Source organism: Bacteroidota bacterium (assembly GCA_016711505.1).
In the GTDB taxonomy this organism is placed as follows: domain Bacteria; phylum Bacteroidota; class Bacteroidia; order AKYH767-A; family 2013-40CM-41-45; genus JADKIH01.
The window spans coordinates 702,486-720,530 of record JADJSV010000001.1 but is presented as its reverse complement, the minus strand read 5'-3'; the positions used below and the strand labels follow the sequence as shown (position 1 = coordinate 720,530).

19 protein-coding genes and 1 other RNA gene are annotated in these 18,045 nt (G+C 38.8%); 12 read left to right on the top strand and 8 right to left on the bottom strand.

The window, feature by feature from the left end; genetic code table 11:
• The first annotated feature begins 6 nt into the window (after positions 1–6).
• Entirely contained in the window at positions 7–1,482 is a 1,476-nt protein-coding gene (locus IPL24_03095) for a sigma 54-interacting transcriptional regulator (GenBank protein MBK8362682.1), read from the top strand.
• Positions 1,483–1,584: 102 nt separating this feature from the next.
• Here IPL24_03095 and IPL24_03090 read toward each other — a convergent pair whose 3' ends face one another.
• The 4 genes from IPL24_03090 to IPL24_03075 all read right to left on the bottom strand — a co-directional run bounded on the left by IPL24_03090 (position 1,585) and on the right by IPL24_03075 (position 5,284).
• On the bottom strand, positions 1,585–2,409 hold the full coding sequence (locus IPL24_03090; protein MBK8362681.1) for a 4-(cytidine 5'-diphospho)-2-C-methyl-D-erythritol kinase: 825 nt from the start codon (positions 2,407–2,409) through the stop codon (positions 1,585–1,587).
• Positions 2,410–2,436: 27 nt separating this feature from the next.
• Positions 2,437–2,889, bottom strand: a complete 453-nt coding sequence (locus IPL24_03085; protein MBK8362680.1) for a nucleoside deaminase — start codon at positions 2,887–2,889, stop codon at positions 2,437–2,439.
• Positions 2,890–2,933: 44 nt separating this feature from the next.
• Positions 2,934–3,887, bottom strand: coding sequence for an acetyl-CoA carboxylase carboxyltransferase subunit alpha (locus IPL24_03080; protein ID MBK8362679.1), 954 nt, complete (start codon positions 3,885–3,887; stop codon positions 2,934–2,936).
• Positions 3,888–4,051: 164 nt separating this feature from the next.
• Positions 4,052–5,284: a hypothetical protein gene (locus IPL24_03075; protein ID MBK8362678.1), complete on the bottom strand. Its 1,233-nt coding sequence runs from the start codon at positions 5,282–5,284 to the stop codon at positions 4,052–4,054.
• Positions 5,285–5,591: 307 nt separating this feature from the next.
• Between IPL24_03075 and IPL24_03070 the strand changes: the two genes are divergently transcribed.
• Complete coding sequence (locus IPL24_03070) at positions 5,592–6,977, top strand: replicative DNA helicase (GenBank protein MBK8362677.1); 1,386 nt, start codon at positions 5,592–5,594, stop codon at positions 6,975–6,977.
• A 277-nt stretch (positions 6,978–7,254) separates the two neighbouring features.
• Here the strand turns inward: IPL24_03070 and IPL24_03065 are convergent, their stop codons facing one another.
• Complete coding sequence (locus tag IPL24_03065; protein ID MBK8362676.1) at positions 7,255–9,042, bottom strand: ABC transporter ATP-binding protein; 1,788 nt, start codon at positions 9,040–9,042, stop codon at positions 7,255–7,257.
• A gap of 88 nt (positions 9,043–9,130) precedes the next feature.
• On the opposite strand from IPL24_03065, the gene IPL24_03060 reads away from it, so the two are divergent.
• The 8 genes from IPL24_03060 (at position 9,131) to IPL24_03025 (ending at position 14,614) form a co-directional block, all read left to right on the top strand.
• Positions 9,131–10,222, top strand: a complete 1,092-nt coding sequence (locus IPL24_03060; GenBank protein MBK8362675.1) for a Glu/Leu/Phe/Val dehydrogenase — start codon at positions 9,131–9,133, stop codon at positions 10,220–10,222.
• A gap of 168 nt (positions 10,223–10,390) precedes the next feature.
• Complete coding sequence (nusB, locus tag IPL24_03055) at positions 10,391–11,323, top strand: transcription antitermination factor NusB (GenBank protein ID MBK8362674.1); 933 nt, start codon at positions 10,391–10,393, stop codon at positions 11,321–11,323.
• A gap of 23 nt (positions 11,324–11,346) precedes the next feature.
• Positions 11,347–11,493 (top strand): hypothetical protein, encoded by a 147-nt coding sequence (locus IPL24_03050; protein ID MBK8362673.1) that lies wholly within the window; start codon positions 11,347–11,349, stop codon positions 11,491–11,493.
• Positions 11,481–11,822 carry a DUF1573 domain-containing protein gene (locus tag IPL24_03045; protein ID MBK8362672.1) on the top strand — a complete coding sequence of 114 codons (342 nt, stop codon included), beginning with the start codon at positions 11,481–11,483 and terminating at the stop codon, positions 11,820–11,822. Before IPL24_03050 ends, IPL24_03045 begins: the two co-directional genes overlap by 13 nt.
• Positions 11,823–11,849: 27 nt before the next feature.
• A complete protein-coding gene (yajC, locus tag IPL24_03040; GenBank protein MBK8362671.1) occupies positions 11,850–12,185 on the top strand; it encodes a preprotein translocase subunit YajC in 336 nt (111 codons plus the stop codon).
• Positions 12,186–12,269: 84 nt separating this feature from the next.
• Positions 12,270–13,211 (top strand): hypothetical protein, encoded by a 942-nt coding sequence (locus IPL24_03035; GenBank protein ID MBK8362670.1) that lies wholly within the window; start codon positions 12,270–12,272, stop codon positions 13,209–13,211.
• Positions 13,208–13,795, top strand: a complete 588-nt coding sequence (locus IPL24_03030; protein ID MBK8362669.1) for a dephospho-CoA kinase — start codon at positions 13,208–13,210, stop codon at positions 13,793–13,795. Before IPL24_03035 ends, IPL24_03030 begins: the two co-directional genes overlap by 4 nt.
• Before the next feature lie 18 nt (positions 13,796–13,813).
• The gene (locus IPL24_03025) at positions 13,814–14,614 is read left to right on the top strand and encodes an exonuclease (protein ID MBK8362668.1); all 801 of its coding nucleotides are present in this window, start codon (positions 13,814–13,816) and stop codon (positions 14,612–14,614) included.
• Here the strand turns inward: IPL24_03025 and IPL24_03020 are convergent.
• From IPL24_03020 to ffs, 3 genes are all read right to left on the bottom strand, one after another.
• Positions 14,609–15,253, bottom strand: coding sequence for a threonylcarbamoyl-AMP synthase (locus tag IPL24_03020; protein ID MBK8362667.1), 645 nt, complete (start codon positions 15,251–15,253; stop codon positions 14,609–14,611). The genes IPL24_03025 and IPL24_03020 overlap by 6 nt on opposite strands.
• Positions 15,254–15,429: 176 nt before the next feature.
• Positions 15,430–16,083 carry a fructose-6-phosphate aldolase gene (fsa, locus tag IPL24_03015; GenBank protein ID MBK8362666.1) on the bottom strand — a complete coding sequence of 218 codons (654 nt, stop codon included), beginning with the start codon at positions 16,081–16,083 and terminating at the stop codon, positions 15,430–15,432.
• A 167-nt stretch (positions 16,084–16,250) separates the two neighbouring features.
• Positions 16,251–16,348, bottom strand: an RNA gene (ffs, locus tag IPL24_03010) — signal recognition particle sRNA small type.
• A gap of 195 nt (positions 16,349–16,543) precedes the next feature.
• On the opposite strand from ffs, the gene IPL24_03005 reads away from it, so the two are divergent.
• Together IPL24_03005 and IPL24_03000 are read left to right on the top strand one after the other, a co-directional pair.
• Positions 16,544–17,077 (top strand): DUF4199 domain-containing protein, encoded by a 534-nt coding sequence (locus IPL24_03005; GenBank protein ID MBK8362665.1) that lies wholly within the window; start codon positions 16,544–16,546, stop codon positions 17,075–17,077.
• Between the two features lie 7 nt (positions 17,078–17,084).
• The gene (locus IPL24_03000) at positions 17,085–18,041 is read left to right on the top strand and encodes a glycosyltransferase family 2 protein (protein ID MBK8362664.1); all 957 of its coding nucleotides are present in this window, start codon (positions 17,085–17,087) and stop codon (positions 18,039–18,041) included.
• Positions 18,042–18,045 lie beyond the last annotated feature (4 nt).

Genomic DNA, 18,045 nt, shown 5'->3' with positions numbered 1-18,045 from the left:
TAAGACATGGAAAAATATTTGAAAATAAAAACACTTGGTCAGTTGAAGGCTTCAGGTTATGTAAGTAAGCCGATCAAAGAAGAGTTGCGTGCCAATCTGATCGTGAAATTAGCGAAGAAGGAGAAGATCTTTGATTCGATTAAAGCATTTGATGAAACAGTAATTCCTGATATTGAAAGAGCGATTCTTTCCAGACACAATATTTTGTTGCTTGGACTTCGTGGACAGGCGAAAACAAGAATTGCCAGACTGATGACAAATTTGCTGGATGAATATATTCCTTATATCAAAGGAACAGAGTTGAATGATGACCCGATGAATCCATTATCAAGACAAGCGATTGATATACTCGAAAAGCATGGCGACGATACAGAGATTGAATGGATGCACAGAAGTGATCGTTATACTGAAAAGCTTGCAACGCCTGATGTTTCTGTTGCCGATCTGATTGGTGATGTTGATCCGATCAAAGCTGCAGCAATGAAGTTGCCTTATTCTGATGAACGCGTGATTCATTTTGGCTTGATTCCAAGAGCGCACAGAGGAATATTTGTAATTAACGAATTACCGGATCTGCAAGCAAGAATTCAGGTATCGCTCTTTAATATTTTACAAGAAGGCGATATCCAGATTCGTGGTTTTAAATTAAGATTGCCGTTGGATATTCAGTTTGTATTCACGGCAAATCCGGAAGACTATACAAATCGTGGTTCGATCGTAACACCATTGAAAGACAGAATTGAAAGTCAGATCCTGACACATTATCCGAAAGATATTGTTACTTCGAAGGAAATCACATTGCAGGAAGCACAATTGAGTGATTCGCAGAAGAAAAATGTGACCGGACATGAGTTGATTGAAAATTTACTGGAGCAGATTGCCTTTGAAGCACGGAGTAATGAGTTCGTTGATCCGAAGAGTGGAGTATCTGCGCGTTTAACTATATCAGCATACGAAACAATTTTTTCTGCAGCAGAAAGACGTATGATCATCAATGGTGAATCGAAAACTCATATCCGTATTTCAGATTTCTGGGGAATTATTCCTTCGATCACTGGAAAGATTGAATTGGTATACGAAGGTGAGCAGGAGGGAGCGATGATCGTTGCGCAGAATCTTATCAGTAAATCGATTCGTTTTCAGTTCAAGAATTATTTCCCTGATCCCGAAAAACTGAAACGTAAAAAAGAAGCGAATCCATATCTGGAGATCATAGAATGGTTCAGTAATGGAAATGAAATTGATATTCTTAATGACGCTTCAGAAAAAGATTATACAAAAGCGTTGAATGATGTCCCCGGACTTGCCGATCTTGTAAAAAAATATTTCCCAAAATCGAATCCGCAGGATAAATTGATGCTAATGGAATTTCTTCTGCATGGTTTGTCTGAGTTTTCATTACTGAGTAAAAACAGTTTGACTTCAGGGTTGAGGTTTAAGGATCTGTTTAGTTCGGTGTTTAATCAAGGGGAGGAAAATTAAAACTCTGCGGTTTTTCTGCGTATTCTGCGCAATTCTGCGGGAGGAAAAATCAGTTTAACATTTCCAACAGAATTGCGCAGAATACGCAGAAAAACCGCAGAATTAGATTGTAATTTTCCCCTGATATATCGTACACGACCTGAAATAAGTATCCAGATGTTTCTCGTCGTTGAAGATTCCGAATACGGTTGAGCCGCTGCCGCTCATACTTGCATAAAGAGCTCCGAGTTTGTAGAGACGGGCTTTGATGTTTTTTATTGCGGGATATTTTTCGAAGACAGGATTTTCGAAATCGTTGAAAATTGTTTCTTTCCAGGTTTCGATGGGTTGGTGGATAAGATCTTTCAACGAAGATTTTCTTTTGACAGGCTTAATCCACGAATAGGCTTCAGTTGTATTGACATGAACCTTTGGTTTGATCAGAACAACAGTGTATTCTTTGCCGGATGTTTTTACATTTTCAAATTTGTCACCTTTTTCATAGGCAAAAAGTGTTTTGTTTCGCAGAAAGAATGGGCAATCACTTCCCAGCTGAGAAGCGTAATTTTCCAACTGCTCATCACTGATATTTAATTTGAAAAGAGAATTAAGGATTGATAGAGTAAATGCTGCATCAGATGAACCACCGCCCAGTCCGGCACCGATAGGAATGATCTTATGCAAATGTATTTTGACAGGTGGCAACGAAAAATCTTTTGCTAAAAGCTGGTAAGCTTTGGAACACAAATTGTTTTCTTTATTTCCAAAGATCCTGATGCCTGTTGATTTGAATTCGACTTCAGAATTTGCATCTTCACTTTTTACAATTTCAAGAATATCATTCCAGAAAACAGGCGTCATGATTGACTCCAGATTGTGAAATCCATCTGCACGCTTTTCAGTGATGTGCAAACCGATGTTGATCTTACAATTTGGAAAAGAAATCACAGTGCAGAGAATTTCAATTTGTAAAAATCAGTAGAGAGTTTTATCGTTCTTGCTCGTCCATTCTTTAAAAGCTTCAAGCGCTTCTTTGTCCATCATTCGAATGAGTGGAATTTTTCTTTTCTCATACGGCAATGCCAGTTCTTCATAGATAAAATTATCGTCAAAGCCGATGTTTGCTGCATCTGTTTTAGAATTTGCATAATATACTTTTGAAGGACGTGCCCAGTAGATCGCACTCATACACATAGGACAAGGTTCGCAACTGGTGTAGATCTCGCAGCCATCAAGTTGAAACGTATTCAATGCTTTACATGCTTCACGTATAGCAACTACTTCAGCATGTGCTGTCGGGTCGTTTGATGAAATTACTTTATTGTAGCCACGGGCGATGACTTTGCCATCTTTTACAACGACAGCTCCAAAGGGACCGCCGGTATTGTTGCGCATGGTTTCGAATGAAAGGCGAATGGCCTCATTCATGTGTGATTCTTCAGACACAGTTGTAGTATTTTAAAGGAAAAAAATTATTCGTTGACAACACCCATTGAACTGAATTTGTCAATTCGTTTATTGACTAATTCGGTTGGAGTATCTTTTCTTAATTCTTTGAGATGTTTCAGGATCTCATTCTTGACGATCTTGAACATTTGCTCAGGTTGAGTGTGAGCGCCACCGATTGGTTCTTTGATAATTCCATCGATCAGCTTTTGCTTGAGCATATCGTCTGCTGTAAGTTTCAAAACTTCTGCAGCTTTTTCTTTATAGTCCCAGCTTCTCCATAAAATTGAAGAACACGATTCAGGAGAGATCACAGAATACCAGGTATTTTCAAGCATCAAAACTTTGTCACCGATTCCAATTCCTAAAGCTCCACCGGATGCACCTTCACCAATGATAATGCAGATGATAGGAACTTTCAGTTTTGCCATTTCAAACAAGTTCCTTGCAATCGCTTCACCTTGTCCGCGCTCTTCAGCTTCAAGACCTGGAAACGCTCCCGGAGTATCGATCAATGTAACGACAGGTTTGTTAAACTTCTCTGCCATTTTCATCAAGCGAAGTGCCTTGCGATAACCTTCAGGGTTAGCCATTCCAAAATTTCTGTATTGGCGCTGCTTTGTTGTCGTTCCTTTCTGCTGTCCGATAAACATGATCGTTTGCCCGTCAACAGAACCGAGTCCGCCGACAATTGCCTTATCATCTTTTACAGTGCGATCTCCAAAGAGCTCGACAAAGTTTTTATCAGTGATGGCATCAATATAAGATAGAGTATAGGGACGATCAGGATGACGTGAAAGCTGAACCCTTTGCCAAGGAGTTAAGTCTGAGTAGAGGTTTTTCCGAGTTTCAGCAAGTTTTAATTCCAACTGACGAACGGCCACACTCACATCAACTTTACTTTTTTCTCCGATCGTTTTCTGCTTTTCAATCTGCTCCAATAAGTCTGCAATCGGTTTTTCGAAGTCAAGAAAATTCATTCTTTATTTTGTTGATTTAGGGTTGCAATATAGTTAAATCTGACTTGGAATTCAGGATTTCTGATTTTCTGGTTTTTTTAACACGGAGAAAAAGGAGAAAAAAAGGGAGGAATAAGAGATCTCTTTTTTCTCCCTTTTTTCCTCCTTTTTCTCTGTGTTAAATTTTATTTCGAATATAAAACCCCAATTCCCATAACGCTATCTGGTAACGAAATATCCCCCAGATCGGTATATGAAGTTCCATTTAGTTGTTTGATATTACTCCCTGAAAAACAGTATAATATATCATTTACTTCATCATAATTAGCGCCACTGAAAATGCCTGCGTTTCTTGTTTGTAATGAATTGGCCGGGTACTCATATTTGATCAGACCTGAATTGGTCAAAAGGAGAATGATACCATTATATGATAATGTCGAATTGCAAAATGTAGTTGGGACATCAGTCAGGACCTGGATTGCATTGGTGTTAAGGAAATATTTGCAGATCAGCATATGACCATTTCTGTTTCCAACGACCAGAATTTCATTTGCCGAAATCGGATGAAAGTTGACGATTTCAAAGTCAACCAGAAGTTCTTGTCGGGCTCCACCACCGGGAAAGAAAAAGACGGAAATTTTCCGGTCGTTATTTTTTAGAATTGAAGCATACAAATATCCGGGTGAAGTTGTTGTCAGCAATGTCCGGAAGTATAAGTTTTCGCCCGTTTCGGATTGCCGTTGTCCTGCGGGATTGTACTGAATTATATTTCCGTCATTTTTCCCTACAATAAGATTATGCGAGTACAATTCTGATGTAATAAATGAATCAGAATTTAGTGAAACCGGAGAAAGTTGAAATTGCTCCGCAAAAGTTTCAGCATGCATACCGATAACTTTTTCTTTACTGCACAAAAAGATCTTTTTGTAACGACTCTCTACATGTAAATTTAAAAATGTAGAGTTGTAACTATTTATGATCACCGGAGATGTTCCACTCAATTCATACAAAGTGAAATTGGAATTATTTCCTGTCACACAAAATGTTTTCAGGGTAGTTCGTGGAACAGAATTTACCTGAATCTGAATTGTATTATCTAAATTGAATGTCTGGTCTTCCGAACGGATAGAAATTTTTAGTCGGTAATTTCCGGAAGAAGCATCAGGATTTTCGAGAATGAATTGGGTAGTAAACTGATAATTTGTTCCCAGATTTTCACCGATCATTTTTCCGGAAACGATAGTATTGAAATTTTCATCACAAAGAGAAATGAAAGCAGATTGAATAGGGTAGTCGCTCGATAAATTTCCTGCCACAGAAATAGTATCGCCGAAATTGCAAATAAAACCGTTCTGGGGATTTGTAATTCCACCGGAAACTACGGGTATTGCAGATTGCTCTTTTTTGCAGGAAATCAAGACTGACAGAAATAGTAAAAAAGTGCAAAAATCTATTCGCAAGATTTTCAATACATTCAAAAAAAAAGAGTGGTTCTTTCCTCTAATTTTGTACATTTAAATACCTTTTTTCAAAGATACTAAAGTTATTAACAAAGCAGACTTCAGACGTCGGTTTTAACTAGCTTCGCATCCCTTTTACCAAAATTTTTATCACCCAAAAACGTATAAGTTCTACGGTTCAGTAAATTCAAAAATGTCAGATCAAGGTCAACCAAATTATAACGAATCACTTGCCAAAAAACGTGTTCCAAGCAGCAAGACTGCAATGAATACTTTTCAGGCTCAGCAATTCGGCAAACTTCCCCCGCAAGCATTAGACCTTGAGGAAGCTTGTCTGGGTGCTTTGATGCTGGAGAAAGATGCGCTTACGAAAGTGATCGACATTCTTCACCCTGATTCGTTTTATAAAGATTCACATCGTCTCATTTTTCAGGCTATCAGAAGATTGTTTGAGCGATCAGAGCCTATAGATATTTTAACGGTTACAAATGAATTAAAGAAAAGCGGCGAGTTGGATATTGTTGGTGGTCCGTATGCGATCACACAATTGACAAATCGTGTTGCTTCCGCTGCAAACATTGAATATCACTCCAGGATCATTTTACAGAAACACATTCAACGCGAGTTGATCCGTATTTCTGCTGAAACGATCAAAGATGCGTATGAAGATACGTCCGATGTATTCATGCTTTTAGATAAAGCAGAAAAAAATCTCTTCGAAGTTGCTCAGGGAAATATCCGCAGAAATTATCAGGAGATGAGTACGATGGTCAGTGAAGCGTATAAGCAAATTGAGGCTGCACGTTTACATGGTACCGGTGTAACAGGAGTACAAAGCGGATTCACCGATCTTGATCGGATCACATCCGGCTGGCAGAAATCAGATCTTATCATCATTGCGGCTCGTCCGGGTATGGGTAAGACTGCCTTCGTATTATCGCTTGCAAGAAATGCTGCTATAGGTTTTAACAGACCGATTGCAGTGTTCTCATTGGAGATGTCGTCTGTACAATTGGTACAACGTATGATCTCTTCAGAGACAGGAATTCCATCCGACAAACTTCGTAAAGGAACACTTGACAATACAGAGTGGCAGAAACTGGTTTCTCGTCGTCTGAAAGCGATGTACAACATAGAAATGATCGTTGTCGATTATTTACAGTTGATGCGTTCAGATGTTGATGCGAAAAGTGGTAATCGTGAGCAGGAGATCAGTACGATCTCGCGTTCACTGAAAGCATTGGCAAAAGAATTGAATGTTCCTGTGATTGCATTATCGCAGTTAAGTCGTGCAGTAGAATCGCGCGGTGGTTCAAAACGTCCGCAGCTAAGTGACTTACGTGAATCAGGAGCGATCGAGCAGGATGCAGATATGGTTACATTCATCTACCGTCCCGAATACTACGGAATCGAATTCGATGAAGATAACAATCCGACAAAAGGCACAGCAGAGATCATCATTGCCAAGCACAGAAATGGTGCCTTGGATACAGTGCGTTTAAAGTTCATCAACCACCTTGCAAAATTCACTGACCTTGACGCCAGCGAAGCAGACCTTGACGCACCATCTGGCAGCGTAACTACATTCCCGAATAACAGGATGATAGTAGGGTCGAGGATGAATGATATGAATGAGGATACGCCGTTTTAGATAATAGGAGAGTGGCACGCTATGCTTATTCAGTGTTGTATTTTCTTTTGCAAACTTTAATATTTGTGATTTTCAGCAATAGAAGCAACCGAGTTCTTTTGACAATTTAGTGATTTCATATGATTGAAAAATATAAAACACTAAGTTCACTAAAATTTGTCACAAGAGCACTAATGAAAAATGTATCACTTGTGTTCTTGTGCTAAAAACTCAGTGATCTTAGTGTTTTATTTTTTAAGCGTACTTGATTTCTTTTTCTTCTTTATCAGATAAAAAACTAAACCTCTTCCTCTTCCAACATCTGCTTATCAAACAACTCAGCATACTCACCACCCTTTTCCATAAGAGAGTTGTGATTCCCTCGTTCAATTATTCTCCCCCCATCCAAAAAAATAATCTCATCCGCATGCTTCACACTAGATATGCGATGCGAAATGATCAAAGACGTTTTACCTTTCATGATCAATTCGAGATTGTCTAAGATCTTTCTTTCTGTTCCTGTATCGACAGCACTCAATGAATCATCGAAGATAAGGATCTTCGGTTGCTTGATGATTGCACGGGCAATGGAAAGTCTTTGTTTTTGTCCGCCGGATAAAGTGATACCTCTTTCGCCGATCATTGTTTCAAATTTTTTCGGGAATTCGTCTATGTTGTCGTAGATCACGGCTTGTTTAGCTGCTGTATAGATGAGCTCTGTTTTTGCTTTTGAGTCAACCTGATCGGTTAAGCCGAAGGCAATGTTGTTGCCAATTGAATCGCTGAACAGAAATACATCCTGCGGGACATATCCTGTTTGCTTGCGGAGTGAGGTAAGAGAAACGTTTTTGATGTCGGTGTCGTCGACCAGAATGTTTCCACTTGTTGTATCATACATTCGTAGCAACAAGTTAGCAATTGTAGATTTACCGCTGCCTGTCTTTCCTAAAATGGCAAGTGATTTTCCCGGAGTAACGGTGAAGGATACATCTTCTAAAGCTTTGATTCCGGAATCAGGATAAACAAAACTTACATTCCGGAATTCGATCTTGCCTGAAATTTCTATCGGTTCATTATTGCCTGATATGATCTCGGGTTCCAGATGTAAAAATTCATTGATGCGTTCCTGAGATGCTGCAGCTCGCTGAATGATGGAGGTAACCCAACCGAGCATTGCAACCGGCCATGTCAGCATGTTTACATATATGATAAATTGCGCAATGTTCCCAAAAGTTGCTCTTCCGGCAATGACTTCCTGTCCGCCGATATAAACAACAAGCAATGTACTGATACCGACAAGCAACAACATCAATGGAAAAAAGAATGCATTTACTTTCACCAGACTCATGTTTTTCTTCAGATACAATTCGCTTTCTTTTGAGAATTCATCGGAGACAGAATTTTCTTTGACAAAAGATTTTAGAATGCGAATGCCTGAAAACGTTTCCTGAACGAATGTGCTTAACCGACTTTGCTGCCGTTGCACTTCTTCGCTTTTTTTATTCATCAGGTCACTTACGTAGTAAATAGAAATTGAGAGTAAGGGTAGAGGAGCCAATACATAGAATGCCATCTTTGTATTAATGGTAAACATGATGAATGTAACTCCGACTAATAATCCTGCAAGCGTACTTGTATACATTATCGCCGGACCGACATACATTCTCACACGACCAACGTCTTCGCTGATGCGGTTCATAAGGTCACCGGTATTATTTCTTCTGTAGAATGCTAAAGAGAGTCGTTGGTATTGATTGTAGATCTCATTTTTCAAATCGTATTCAACTAACCTCGACATAACGATGATCGTTTGTCGCATCATGAACATGACAAGACCTCTTGCAAGTGCTACGGAAATGATCAAAACTAGAAAAGTAAAAACTTTCTTTCTGATCTCGCTTTGTCCATAATTTGCAACCCCGGATTCGAGGTCTTTCATCATGGTGATGACGGAATCCAGCGAATGGCCCAGGATCTGGACGGAATAGATGGCCAGGACAGTTTGTCCGATGACAAAGAACAGTCCCAGAATGAGATGCCTTTTATATTTTAAAAAGTACTTGTTTAAGTGTTTTAATGCTTTCATAATCAATATACAACGGGTCTTTTTGCTGCCTCGAAAATAACCCTACCTTTGCCGCTTAAATGCGCAACAAAATTAATAAAGCTATCCTATGATTGAAGTAAAAGATGTGAAAGAGGTCGCAAATGCAACCGGCTTTGTATTTGGCAACCCTTCTTTTTCAGACCACGAACAGATCGTTTTTTGTCACGATAAAGGTACCGGTTTAAAGGCAATAATTGCAATTCATAATACAACTTTAGGTCCGGCATTAGGCGGGACGAGAATGTGGAATTATAAAACAGAAGCAGAAGCATTGAATGATGTACTTCGTTTATCGCGCGGTATGACTTATAAAGCAGCTATTTCAGGATTGAAATTGGGCGGTGGAAAGGCAGTGATCATTGGTGATTCAAAAACTGATAAGACTCCTGAGATGTTCATTAAATTCGGACAATTCATTGAGTCGTTGAATGGAAAATATATTACGGCTGAAGATGTTGGAACATCAACAGGCGACATGGTAAATGTTTCTAAATCTACTAAACACGTTACAGGTTTACCTGAAACAATGGGTGGTGGTGGAGATCCTTCTCCGGTTACTGCTTATGGTGTTTTTATGGGAATGAAAGCTTCTGCGAAACAGAAGTGGGGAACTGATTCATTAAGTGGAAAGAAAATTGCCATTCAGGGAATCGGACATGTTGGAGAAAATCTGGTACGACTTGTTTCTGAAGAAGGAGCAAAAGTATTTATAACGGACATCAATCAGGATACACTTAAAACGATCTCTGCTAAATACAATGCAGAAGTAGTTTCTTTAGACGGAATTTATGATGTTGATATGGACATTTACGCTCCATGCGCTTTAGGTGCAACATTGAATACAGAGAATATCGCCCGATTGAAATGTGGTGTTGTATCAGGAGCTGCAAACAATCAGCTTGCTGATGAATTTGTTCACGGACCAATGCTTGAAAGCAAAGGGATTCTTTATGCTCCCGATTTCTTAATCAATGCCGGTGGTTTAATAAATGTTTATTCTGAATTGCACGGCTACGATAGAAAAGTTGCTATTCAGCATACAGAAGCTATTTATGAAACGACGTTAGAAGTTTTCAGAAAAGCAACGACGGAAAAAATTTCTACGATCGAAGCAGCGAAGAAAATTGCAGAAGAACGCATTGCCGGTTCCCGGCAGTAAGTGGTGAGTAGTAAGTGGTGAATAGCACTAGTTACTACTGCAATTATTTACAACAATTCACTCTTGTTTCATTTCTAAATAGAATTATCCACTTTCAGTATAGTAAGTAGTGCTAATTACCAATCACTATTTACCACTTACAATTTCAACAAAGTACCTGCCAACAAAATGCTCAGCCGCCGCCAACTCCGAATAAAAGTCCTCCAAGCCCTTTACGCTTTTTTTCAGGCGGAGAAGAATGATCTTGCTATTGCGGAGCGCGAAATGATAAGGAGTGTAGATAAGGTTTACGAATTATATATCTACCTATTGCTTTTTGTAAAAGAACTGGCAGATTCAGATCAGAACGACGCTGATGATCTGCATACAAAATTTTTTCCCAATAAGACCGAACTTGCTGCAAAGCACAGAATGTTCAATCTGCGTTTCATTCTTGAAATGGAGAAAGATCCGGAATTTATCCGTCAGCTGAATCGTACTAAGATGAGCTGGCAGAAAGAACAGGATCTGATCAGAAAGATCTTTCTGGAAATAAAGAAATCGGATGAGTATAGAAGTTTTCTTGAAAATGATGACGCATCGGAAAGAGATTTCCTGACAACAGTTTTCAAAAAGTTCATTGAAAAGTCTGAAGCAATTCAGCATCACATTGAAGAAGAGAATATTTTCTGGAATGAAGATTTCGATTTTATCATGCACATAATCGGTCGTACGATGAAGAATTTTTACGACACAGATAAATTTGAATTGTTGCCTTTATATAAAGATGAAGAAGACGATAAGGAATTCGCAAGAAAACTTTTCAATCAGACGATCCTGAACAATAAAGAGTTTGAAGAAGCGATCAGCGAACGTACAAAGAACTGGGAAGTGGACAGAATTGCATTGATGGATATTCTGATTCTTAAAATGGCCTTAACAGAACTGGTAACATTCCCGAATATTCCGGTAAAAGTTACGATCAATGAATTCATAGATATTTCAAAAGATTTCAGTACCCCTAAGAGCAAGCAATTTGTAAACGGTGTTTTGGATAAACTTGCAATCGATTACAAGGAGCAAGGTAAGATCAATAAAACCGGTCGGGGATTATTAGGTTAATAACATAAAAACAAAATTTATAAATGATGAAAACAATGTTCAGGCAATATGCAGTAGTATTATGTGTACTGATTCTCGCATCTTGCTCGTCAAAAAACAGTTCCGAAGTTCCGGAAAATGCAATCAATACGGATGTTATAAATAATCCTGCAACTGCATCAAAAGTGTAGATCCAAAAGACAATGTTCCGGTATATGAGTTTGTATCGGAAGAACATGATTTTGGTGAGATCATTCAGGGCGAAAGTGTATCATTTGCTTTTAAATTTAAGAACACTGGTAAAGGTGATCTTGTGATCCGTTCAGCCAACGGAAGTTGTGGATGTACAGTGCCTGAGTTTCCAAAAGATCCTGTTAAGCCGGGTGAATCAGGAATCATCAATGTAACATTCAACAGCGAAGGCAGAGAAGGGTTGCAGACAAAAACAGTAACGTTAATAGCCAATACAATTCCAAATACACATGTCCTTACAATAAAAGGAAATGTTGTTAAACAATAAATATAAAAATCAATCTCTCCCAGACACATGAATACATTAAATTCAATTTTATTACAATCACAACAAGGTGGTGGTGCAATGCAACTGGTTTTTTTAGTTGCCATCATAGTAGTATTCTACTTTTTCATGATCCGCCCACAGATGAAAAAACAAAAGCAGGAAAAAGAATTTCGTGAATCCATCCAGAAAGGTGCGAAGATCGTTACCATCGGTGGAATTCATGGTCGGATTCTGGAGGTGAATGAAACAACTTTCATGGTTGAAATTGATACCAATGTGAAAGTACGTCTGGAGAAATCTGCAATTTCTGCCGATGCCACACGCACACTTAATCCGGCTGTAACTACACCTGCCAAGTCATAATTATTTCGTAATATTGAAGGTGGAGTTTTTATCGTGAAAGACGTAAATCAAAACCTTTTAACCAATCAGCCGAAGAAAAGGCTCATGCTGAACAGAAGATTTTCAGTTGTGCTCGTATGCTTTGGTATTGCATCATTATTCTGGTGTCTGATTGCGCTTTCCAATGATTACAATACGCGGATCAGCATTCCGGTAACGTATGTAAACATTCCCGGGAAAAAAGTGGTGATCAATGATCTTCCGAAGGAGATCTCTGTGGTTGTCAGAACAAGTGGTTTCAGAATCATTGCATTTGGCTTCGATAAAAAGCAGGATCCAATTGAAATCGATGTGGCTTCAAAGATGAAATCTACTTCGGTTTCTTCCGGATTCATGTCGTTGGCAACAAAAGCTTTTTTGCCGGACTTCAATCAGCAACTCGGAAAAGATGTAACTGTTTCCGGTTTTGAACCTGATTCTATCATCTTTAATTTCAGGGATAGGGTTACGCAATCAGTACCGGTCTTCATCGATCTGAAAGCAAGTTTTGCAAGACAATTTGATACGAGTGGAACTCCGTTTGCTTCACCGGCCTTTGTAGAAGTATCAGGTCCGCCGGCAGTTTTATCTAAACTGAAATTCATAAAGACTGAACTTGTTGAGACAGGTGAATTAAGATCGACTTTAAAACGTAAAGTTAACCTGGTCAAAAATAAACTCCTGACATATGATATTTCAGAAGTGACAATTATTGTTCCTGTAGAAAAATTTACAGAAGGAACTGTTGAGATTCCAATTAATCCGGTCAATGTTTCCCGTGGATTTACACTGAAGACCTTTCCTGAAAAAGTAAAAGTCAGATATGTAACATCGTTAAGTGATTTCAATAAGGTTTCTCCGGCAATGTTTGATGCAATTGTTGATGCAACAAATCTTGAGAATACACATCCCGATAAGATCTCCATTCAACTTATTACCCGGCCATCTTTTGTAAGGACTGCAACTGCAGATCCTGAACGTGTCGATTATATACTCCGCAAGCAATGAAAATTATCGGGATCACCGGAGGTATTGGCAGCGGAAAATCGGTTGTGTGCAAGATATTTGAACAACTGAAGATTCCTGTCTACGAAGCAGATTCTGCGGCTAAACTTTTGTACAACAAGTATCCAGAATTAAAACAAAGTGTAAGGGAATTAGTCTCTGAAGATGCAATTGACAAAAATGGAAATATAAATCGCAAGAAACTTGCAGAGATCGTTTTTAACGATGAAGAAAAACTAGAAATATTAAATAAACTGGTTCATCCACTCGTAAAACGAGATTTTGAAAACTGGGTCGAGAGTCATAAAAGTTATCCATATGTCCTGAAAGAAGCAGCGATCTTATTTGAAAGCGGAGCAAACAAGCAATGCGATCTGGTAATAGCAGTAATTTCACCACTCGAACTCCGCATAGAACGCATCCGTCAACGCGATAAAAAATCAAAAGCAGAGATCGAGAAGATAATTACATCTCAACTAAGCGACGAAGAACTGATCAAGCGATCGGATTTTGTGATTTATAATGATGAAGTGCAGATGGTGGTACCGCAGGTGCTCAAGATACATGGGGAGATAATGTCTAAATAGTTCAATGTTCAAAGTTCAATGTTCAAAGTTGGCTTCGTAGCTAACTACGAAGCCATGGATCATCGGCATGGTTTGAGATTATTTACTCAGTTTAATGTTGTAGAATATGGCAAACCATTTTTTCTTAATGATGTCAGCATAACATTTTATCCTGCAGGACACATGCTAGGAAGTGCGCAGATCCTGATGGAATATGCCGGTGAACGTTATTTATATACCGGAGATTTCAAGACACAGGCAGATACGAGTTGTGAATCGTTTGAATATATTAAATGCGATCATCTCATCACTGAAACTACTTTTGCTTCGCCAGAATACGAACATCCTGATCCTGTAAAAGTTCTTGAAGAGCTGGCAGCGGAAAATGTCAATGTTGTGATCGGTGCTTATGCCATTGGTAAAGCGCAAAGAATAAGTAAGCTTATAACAGAAAAATTTCCTGAGATTCCGGTTTATGTACATCCTGAGATTATTCCATTCAATGATATTTATTCATCTTTCGGATTTGATCTTGGTACCTGGAAGCCATATCGACGGACTGAATTCAAAGAACAGGAGCGTAGCTTTTATATCGTTTCACCATCTCAGTTCAGACGATTTTCAAGAAATAAAAATGTACTGAAAGTTTTCGCCACAGGGTGGAAGCAATCATATTATGAATGTGATCGGGTTCTGCCAATCAGTGATCATGCCGATTGGAATGGTTTATTGGAAATGATCAGACAATGTAATCCATCGAAAATTTATACTGTACATGGTGATGGAACTTTTCTCAAACAGCATTTAAGCGATTCAAAAATTTCAGTGGAGATCTTATAAAAATTTATTGTTGTTCTCAGTCCCTTGCATTGGGATTTCACCTTTACCCTGACGAATCAGCAATGGTTCATTTCCCGTACAATCAATTACTGTTGAAGGTTCGAATTCACTCATTCCACCATCAACAACAATATCAACTTGTGCACCGAACCGTTCGTCGATCACTTCAGGATCGGTAACATAATCGTAAAACTGATCGTCATCATGTACAGAAGTTACCATTAACGGATTTCCTAATGCTTCAATGATAGCTTGCGAAATAATATTATCCGGTACTCTGATACCGATAGTTTTCTTATTCGATTTAAAAATTGCCGGCACATTATTGTTGGCATTCAGGATAAATGTGAATGGACCCGGAAGAGAATTTTTCATCAACCGGAAAATCTCAGTATTGAATGGCTTTGTGAATTCTGAAATGTTACTTAGCCCGGAACACAAAAAAGAAAAGTTCGCTTTCTCAGGTTTGATATTCTTGAATCGACAGATCCTTTCCATGGCTTTTGAACTATGAATATCGCCGGCAAGTGCATAGACAGTATCGGTCGGAATGATAATTATTCCACCCGACTTTAAAGTCTGCACTATCTGGTCGATGTATTTTTCATTGACCGTTTTGCCTTGGAACCTAAGGAGCATTTTAAGCTATTATTTAGAATGATGTATTATTTCGGAATGCGGATTTCGGAATTGGTGCGTTGTAGGCAATTTTATATCTAAATTTAATAATTGTGTACTAAAAAATTCGAATACACTTGCCAGGTCCCCATTCCGAAATCCGAAATCCGAAATCCGCATTCCGCATTCCGAAATCCTTATTTAACCCCTTTAGCATCCGCCAAAAACTTCGCCAAACCTGAATCAGTCAAAGGATGTTTTAGCAGGTCAAGGATTGCATTCAACGGGCACGTTGCAACATCAGCACCGGCTTCTGCGCAGCGAACGATGTGTAACGGACTGCGAATAGATGCAGCAAGTACTTGTGTTTCGAAATCGTAGTTCTGATAGATGAAAACGATCTGTTCGATCAGTTCGATTCCATCCTGGTTAATATCATCAAGGCGACCAAGGAAAGGAGAAACATATGTTGCACCTGCTTTTGCAGCAAGCAATGCTTGTCCGGCAGAAAATACCAGTGTGCAATTTGTTTTAATTCCTTTGTCGGAAAAATATTTCAATGCCTTCACACCATCTTTGATCATCGGAATTTTCACGACGATCTGTGGATGAAGGGAAGCAAGCATTTCACCTTCGTCAACCATTCCTTTGAAGTCAGTGGAAATAACTTCAGCACTCACATCACCTGAAACAATGTTACAGATATCAACATAATGCTTTAGAATATTATTTTGTCCGGTGATACCTTCCTTAGCCATTAAAGAAGGATTTGTAGTAACACCATCAAGAACCCCAAGATCTTCGGCTTCTTTGATCTGTGCTAAATTGGCTGTATCAATAAAGAATTTCATGTAGTTGAATTTTGCCTGCGAAGATAGTGTTTGATTTCGGATTTCGGAATGCGGATTTCGGATTGGCAAACCGGCAGCCAGATTCAAACTGCTGAAAAATGAACCGATCGATTTTCGGATCTCGAATTACGAGACAAACGCAGTACACTTAAAAAAAAGAAACAAAAAATGGGTAAGCTTACTATATCGCACCGCTCAACCGCAGATCCTTGCTCCGTTCCCGGCCTGGGGAGGTTAGCAGGAGCTGGTCGTATAGGACTTACCCGCTGCAAAAGTAAGAAAATCATTAATTCATACCAGAGAAAGTGATTATTTTAGGAAAAAAAAGAATGATTTATTGATGCTGCTTACCATGTAAAACAACTGCTTCCTATGTTGTTCAAAAGTAGGCTATTACCGTAGACTGTTTCTTTTGTCTATTAAAGGATTTCATGTAGGTTTGCAACAAACATCATATAGAATGGAAAACAATCGTACTCAGAACAAAATCTCCTTTACGTATGGGGCCATTTGTGGCCTTATCAGTATTGTGCTTTTTCTCCTGTTTTATTTTATGGGAACCGACATTCAAAGCAAAGCGCCGCAATATTTAAGTTATGCAGTACTTGCAATTGTGATCATTCTGGGAATCAAATCGTACCGTGATCAGGATCTTGGTGGCTATATCAGTTATTCCAAAGCACTTGGTACCGGAACCTTGATCGCCTTGTACAGTGGTTTGATCAGTGCCGCTTTTTCAGTAGTGTTTTTTATGTACATAGCACCGGATATGATCGATCAGATCATCGCTGCCGCACAAGAGAACATGGTTAAGCAAGGATTGTCAGAAGAGCAAATGCAAATGGGAATCGACTGGACTAGAAAATTCATGCAACCATCGTGGTTATTCGTCTTTTCGGTAATTACAAATGTGTTTTTGGGATTTGTGTTTTCATTATTAATTGCTGTCTTCCTGAAAAAAGAAGATACTCCATTTAATTCAACTCAAGGTTAAGAAATCAGTGGATATATCGGTTGTCATCCCACTTTACAACGAAGAAGAATCGTTGCCTGAACTTTGCGACTGGATCGTAAGGGTTATGAATGCGAATAATTATTCGTATGAAATAATCCTGATCGACGATGGCAGTAAGGATAAGTCTTGGGAGGTAATCGAAAAACTTTCAGAACAGAATCGTTCGATCAAAGCAATCCGCTTTCGCAGAAACTATGGTAAATCTGCAGCTTTGAATGAAGGTTTTATCGCTTCACAGGGAAGAGTTCTGATCACTATGGATGCCGATCTTCAGGATAGTCCGGATGAAATTCCCGGGCTTTACGACATGATCGTGAAAGATGGGTATGATCTTATTTCCGGATGGAAAAAGAAACGATATGATCCGCTTTCAAAAACAATTCCTACTAAATTTTTCAACTGGGCGACAAGAAAAATGTCCGGTATAAATAATTTGCATGACTTCAACTGTGGACTGAAATCATACAGAAGAGAAGTTGCAAAAAGTATTGAAGTGTATGGTGAAATGCATCGGTACATTCCTGTCATAGCCAAATGGGCCGGATTTTCAAAAATAGGAGAGAAGGTAGTTGAACACAGAGCGCGCAAATATGGTGTAACCAAATTCGGTCTCGAACGATTTATCAATGGGTTCCTTGACTTGTTGTCGATTACTTTTGTTTCACGTTTCGGAAAGAAGCCAATGCATCTCTTCGGATTACTCGGAACATTGATGTTTGTAATTGGATTTATTGCTTCTGTTTATTTAGGTGCAAGCAAATTATACAGTGTTTATCATAATTATGCAGCAAGGTTAATTACGGATAGACCTTCATTTTATATAGCTCTTACTTCGATGATCATAGGAACACAATTATTTCTGGCAGGATTTATCGGTGAATTGGTTTCCCGTTCATCGCCTGAAAGAAATAAATATCTGATCGAAAAGAAGTGTAATCTCTGAGGAC

Excerpts from the sequence above, each read along its gene's own strand:
- IPL24_03030 (MBK8362669.1), top strand. The coding sequence starts at position 13,208 with ATGAAAATTATCGGGATCACCGGAGGTATTGGCAGCGGAAAATCGGTT.
- IPL24_03020 (MBK8362667.1), bottom strand. The coding sequence starts at position 15,253 with ATGCTCCTTAGGTTCCAAGGCAAAACGGTCAATGAAAAATACATCGAC.
- IPL24_03060 (MBK8362675.1), top strand. The coding sequence starts at position 9,131 with ATGATTGAAGTAAAAGATGTGAAAGAGGTCGCAAATGCAACCGGCTTT.
- yajC (MBK8362671.1), top strand. The coding sequence starts at position 11,850 with ATGAATACATTAAATTCAATTTTATTACAATCACAACAAGGTGGTGGT.
- IPL24_03070 (MBK8362677.1), top strand. The coding sequence starts at position 5,592 with ATGAATACTTTTCAGGCTCAGCAATTCGGCAAACTTCCCCCGCAAGCA.
- IPL24_03085 (MBK8362680.1), bottom strand. The coding sequence starts at position 2,889 with ATGAATGAGGCCATTCGCCTTTCATTCGAAACCATGCGCAACAATACC.
- IPL24_03005 (MBK8362665.1), top strand. The coding sequence starts at position 16,544 with ATGGAAAACAATCGTACTCAGAACAAAATCTCCTTTACGTATGGGGCC.
- IPL24_03050 (MBK8362673.1), top strand. The coding sequence starts at position 11,347 with ATGATGAAAACAATGTTCAGGCAATATGCAGTAGTATTATGTGTACTG.
- nusB (MBK8362674.1), top strand. The coding sequence starts at position 10,391 with ATGCTCAGCCGCCGCCAACTCCGAATAAAAGTCCTCCAAGCCCTTTAC.
- IPL24_03080 (MBK8362679.1), bottom strand. The coding sequence starts at position 3,887 with ATGAATTTTCTTGACTTCGAAAAACCGATTGCAGACTTATTGGAGCAG.
- IPL24_03065 (MBK8362676.1), bottom strand. The coding sequence starts at position 9,042 with ATGAAAGCATTAAAACACTTAAACAAGTACTTTTTAAAATATAAAAGG.
- IPL24_03095 (MBK8362682.1), top strand. The coding sequence starts at position 7 with ATGGAAAAATATTTGAAAATAAAAACACTTGGTCAGTTGAAGGCTTCA.
- fsa (MBK8362666.1), bottom strand. The coding sequence starts at position 16,083 with ATGAAATTCTTTATTGATACAGCCAATTTAGCACAGATCAAAGAAGCC.
- IPL24_03035 (MBK8362670.1), top strand. The coding sequence starts at position 12,270 with ATGCTGAACAGAAGATTTTCAGTTGTGCTCGTATGCTTTGGTATTGCA.
- IPL24_03025 (MBK8362668.1), top strand. The coding sequence starts at position 13,814 with ATGTTCAAAGTTGGCTTCGTAGCTAACTACGAAGCCATGGATCATCGG.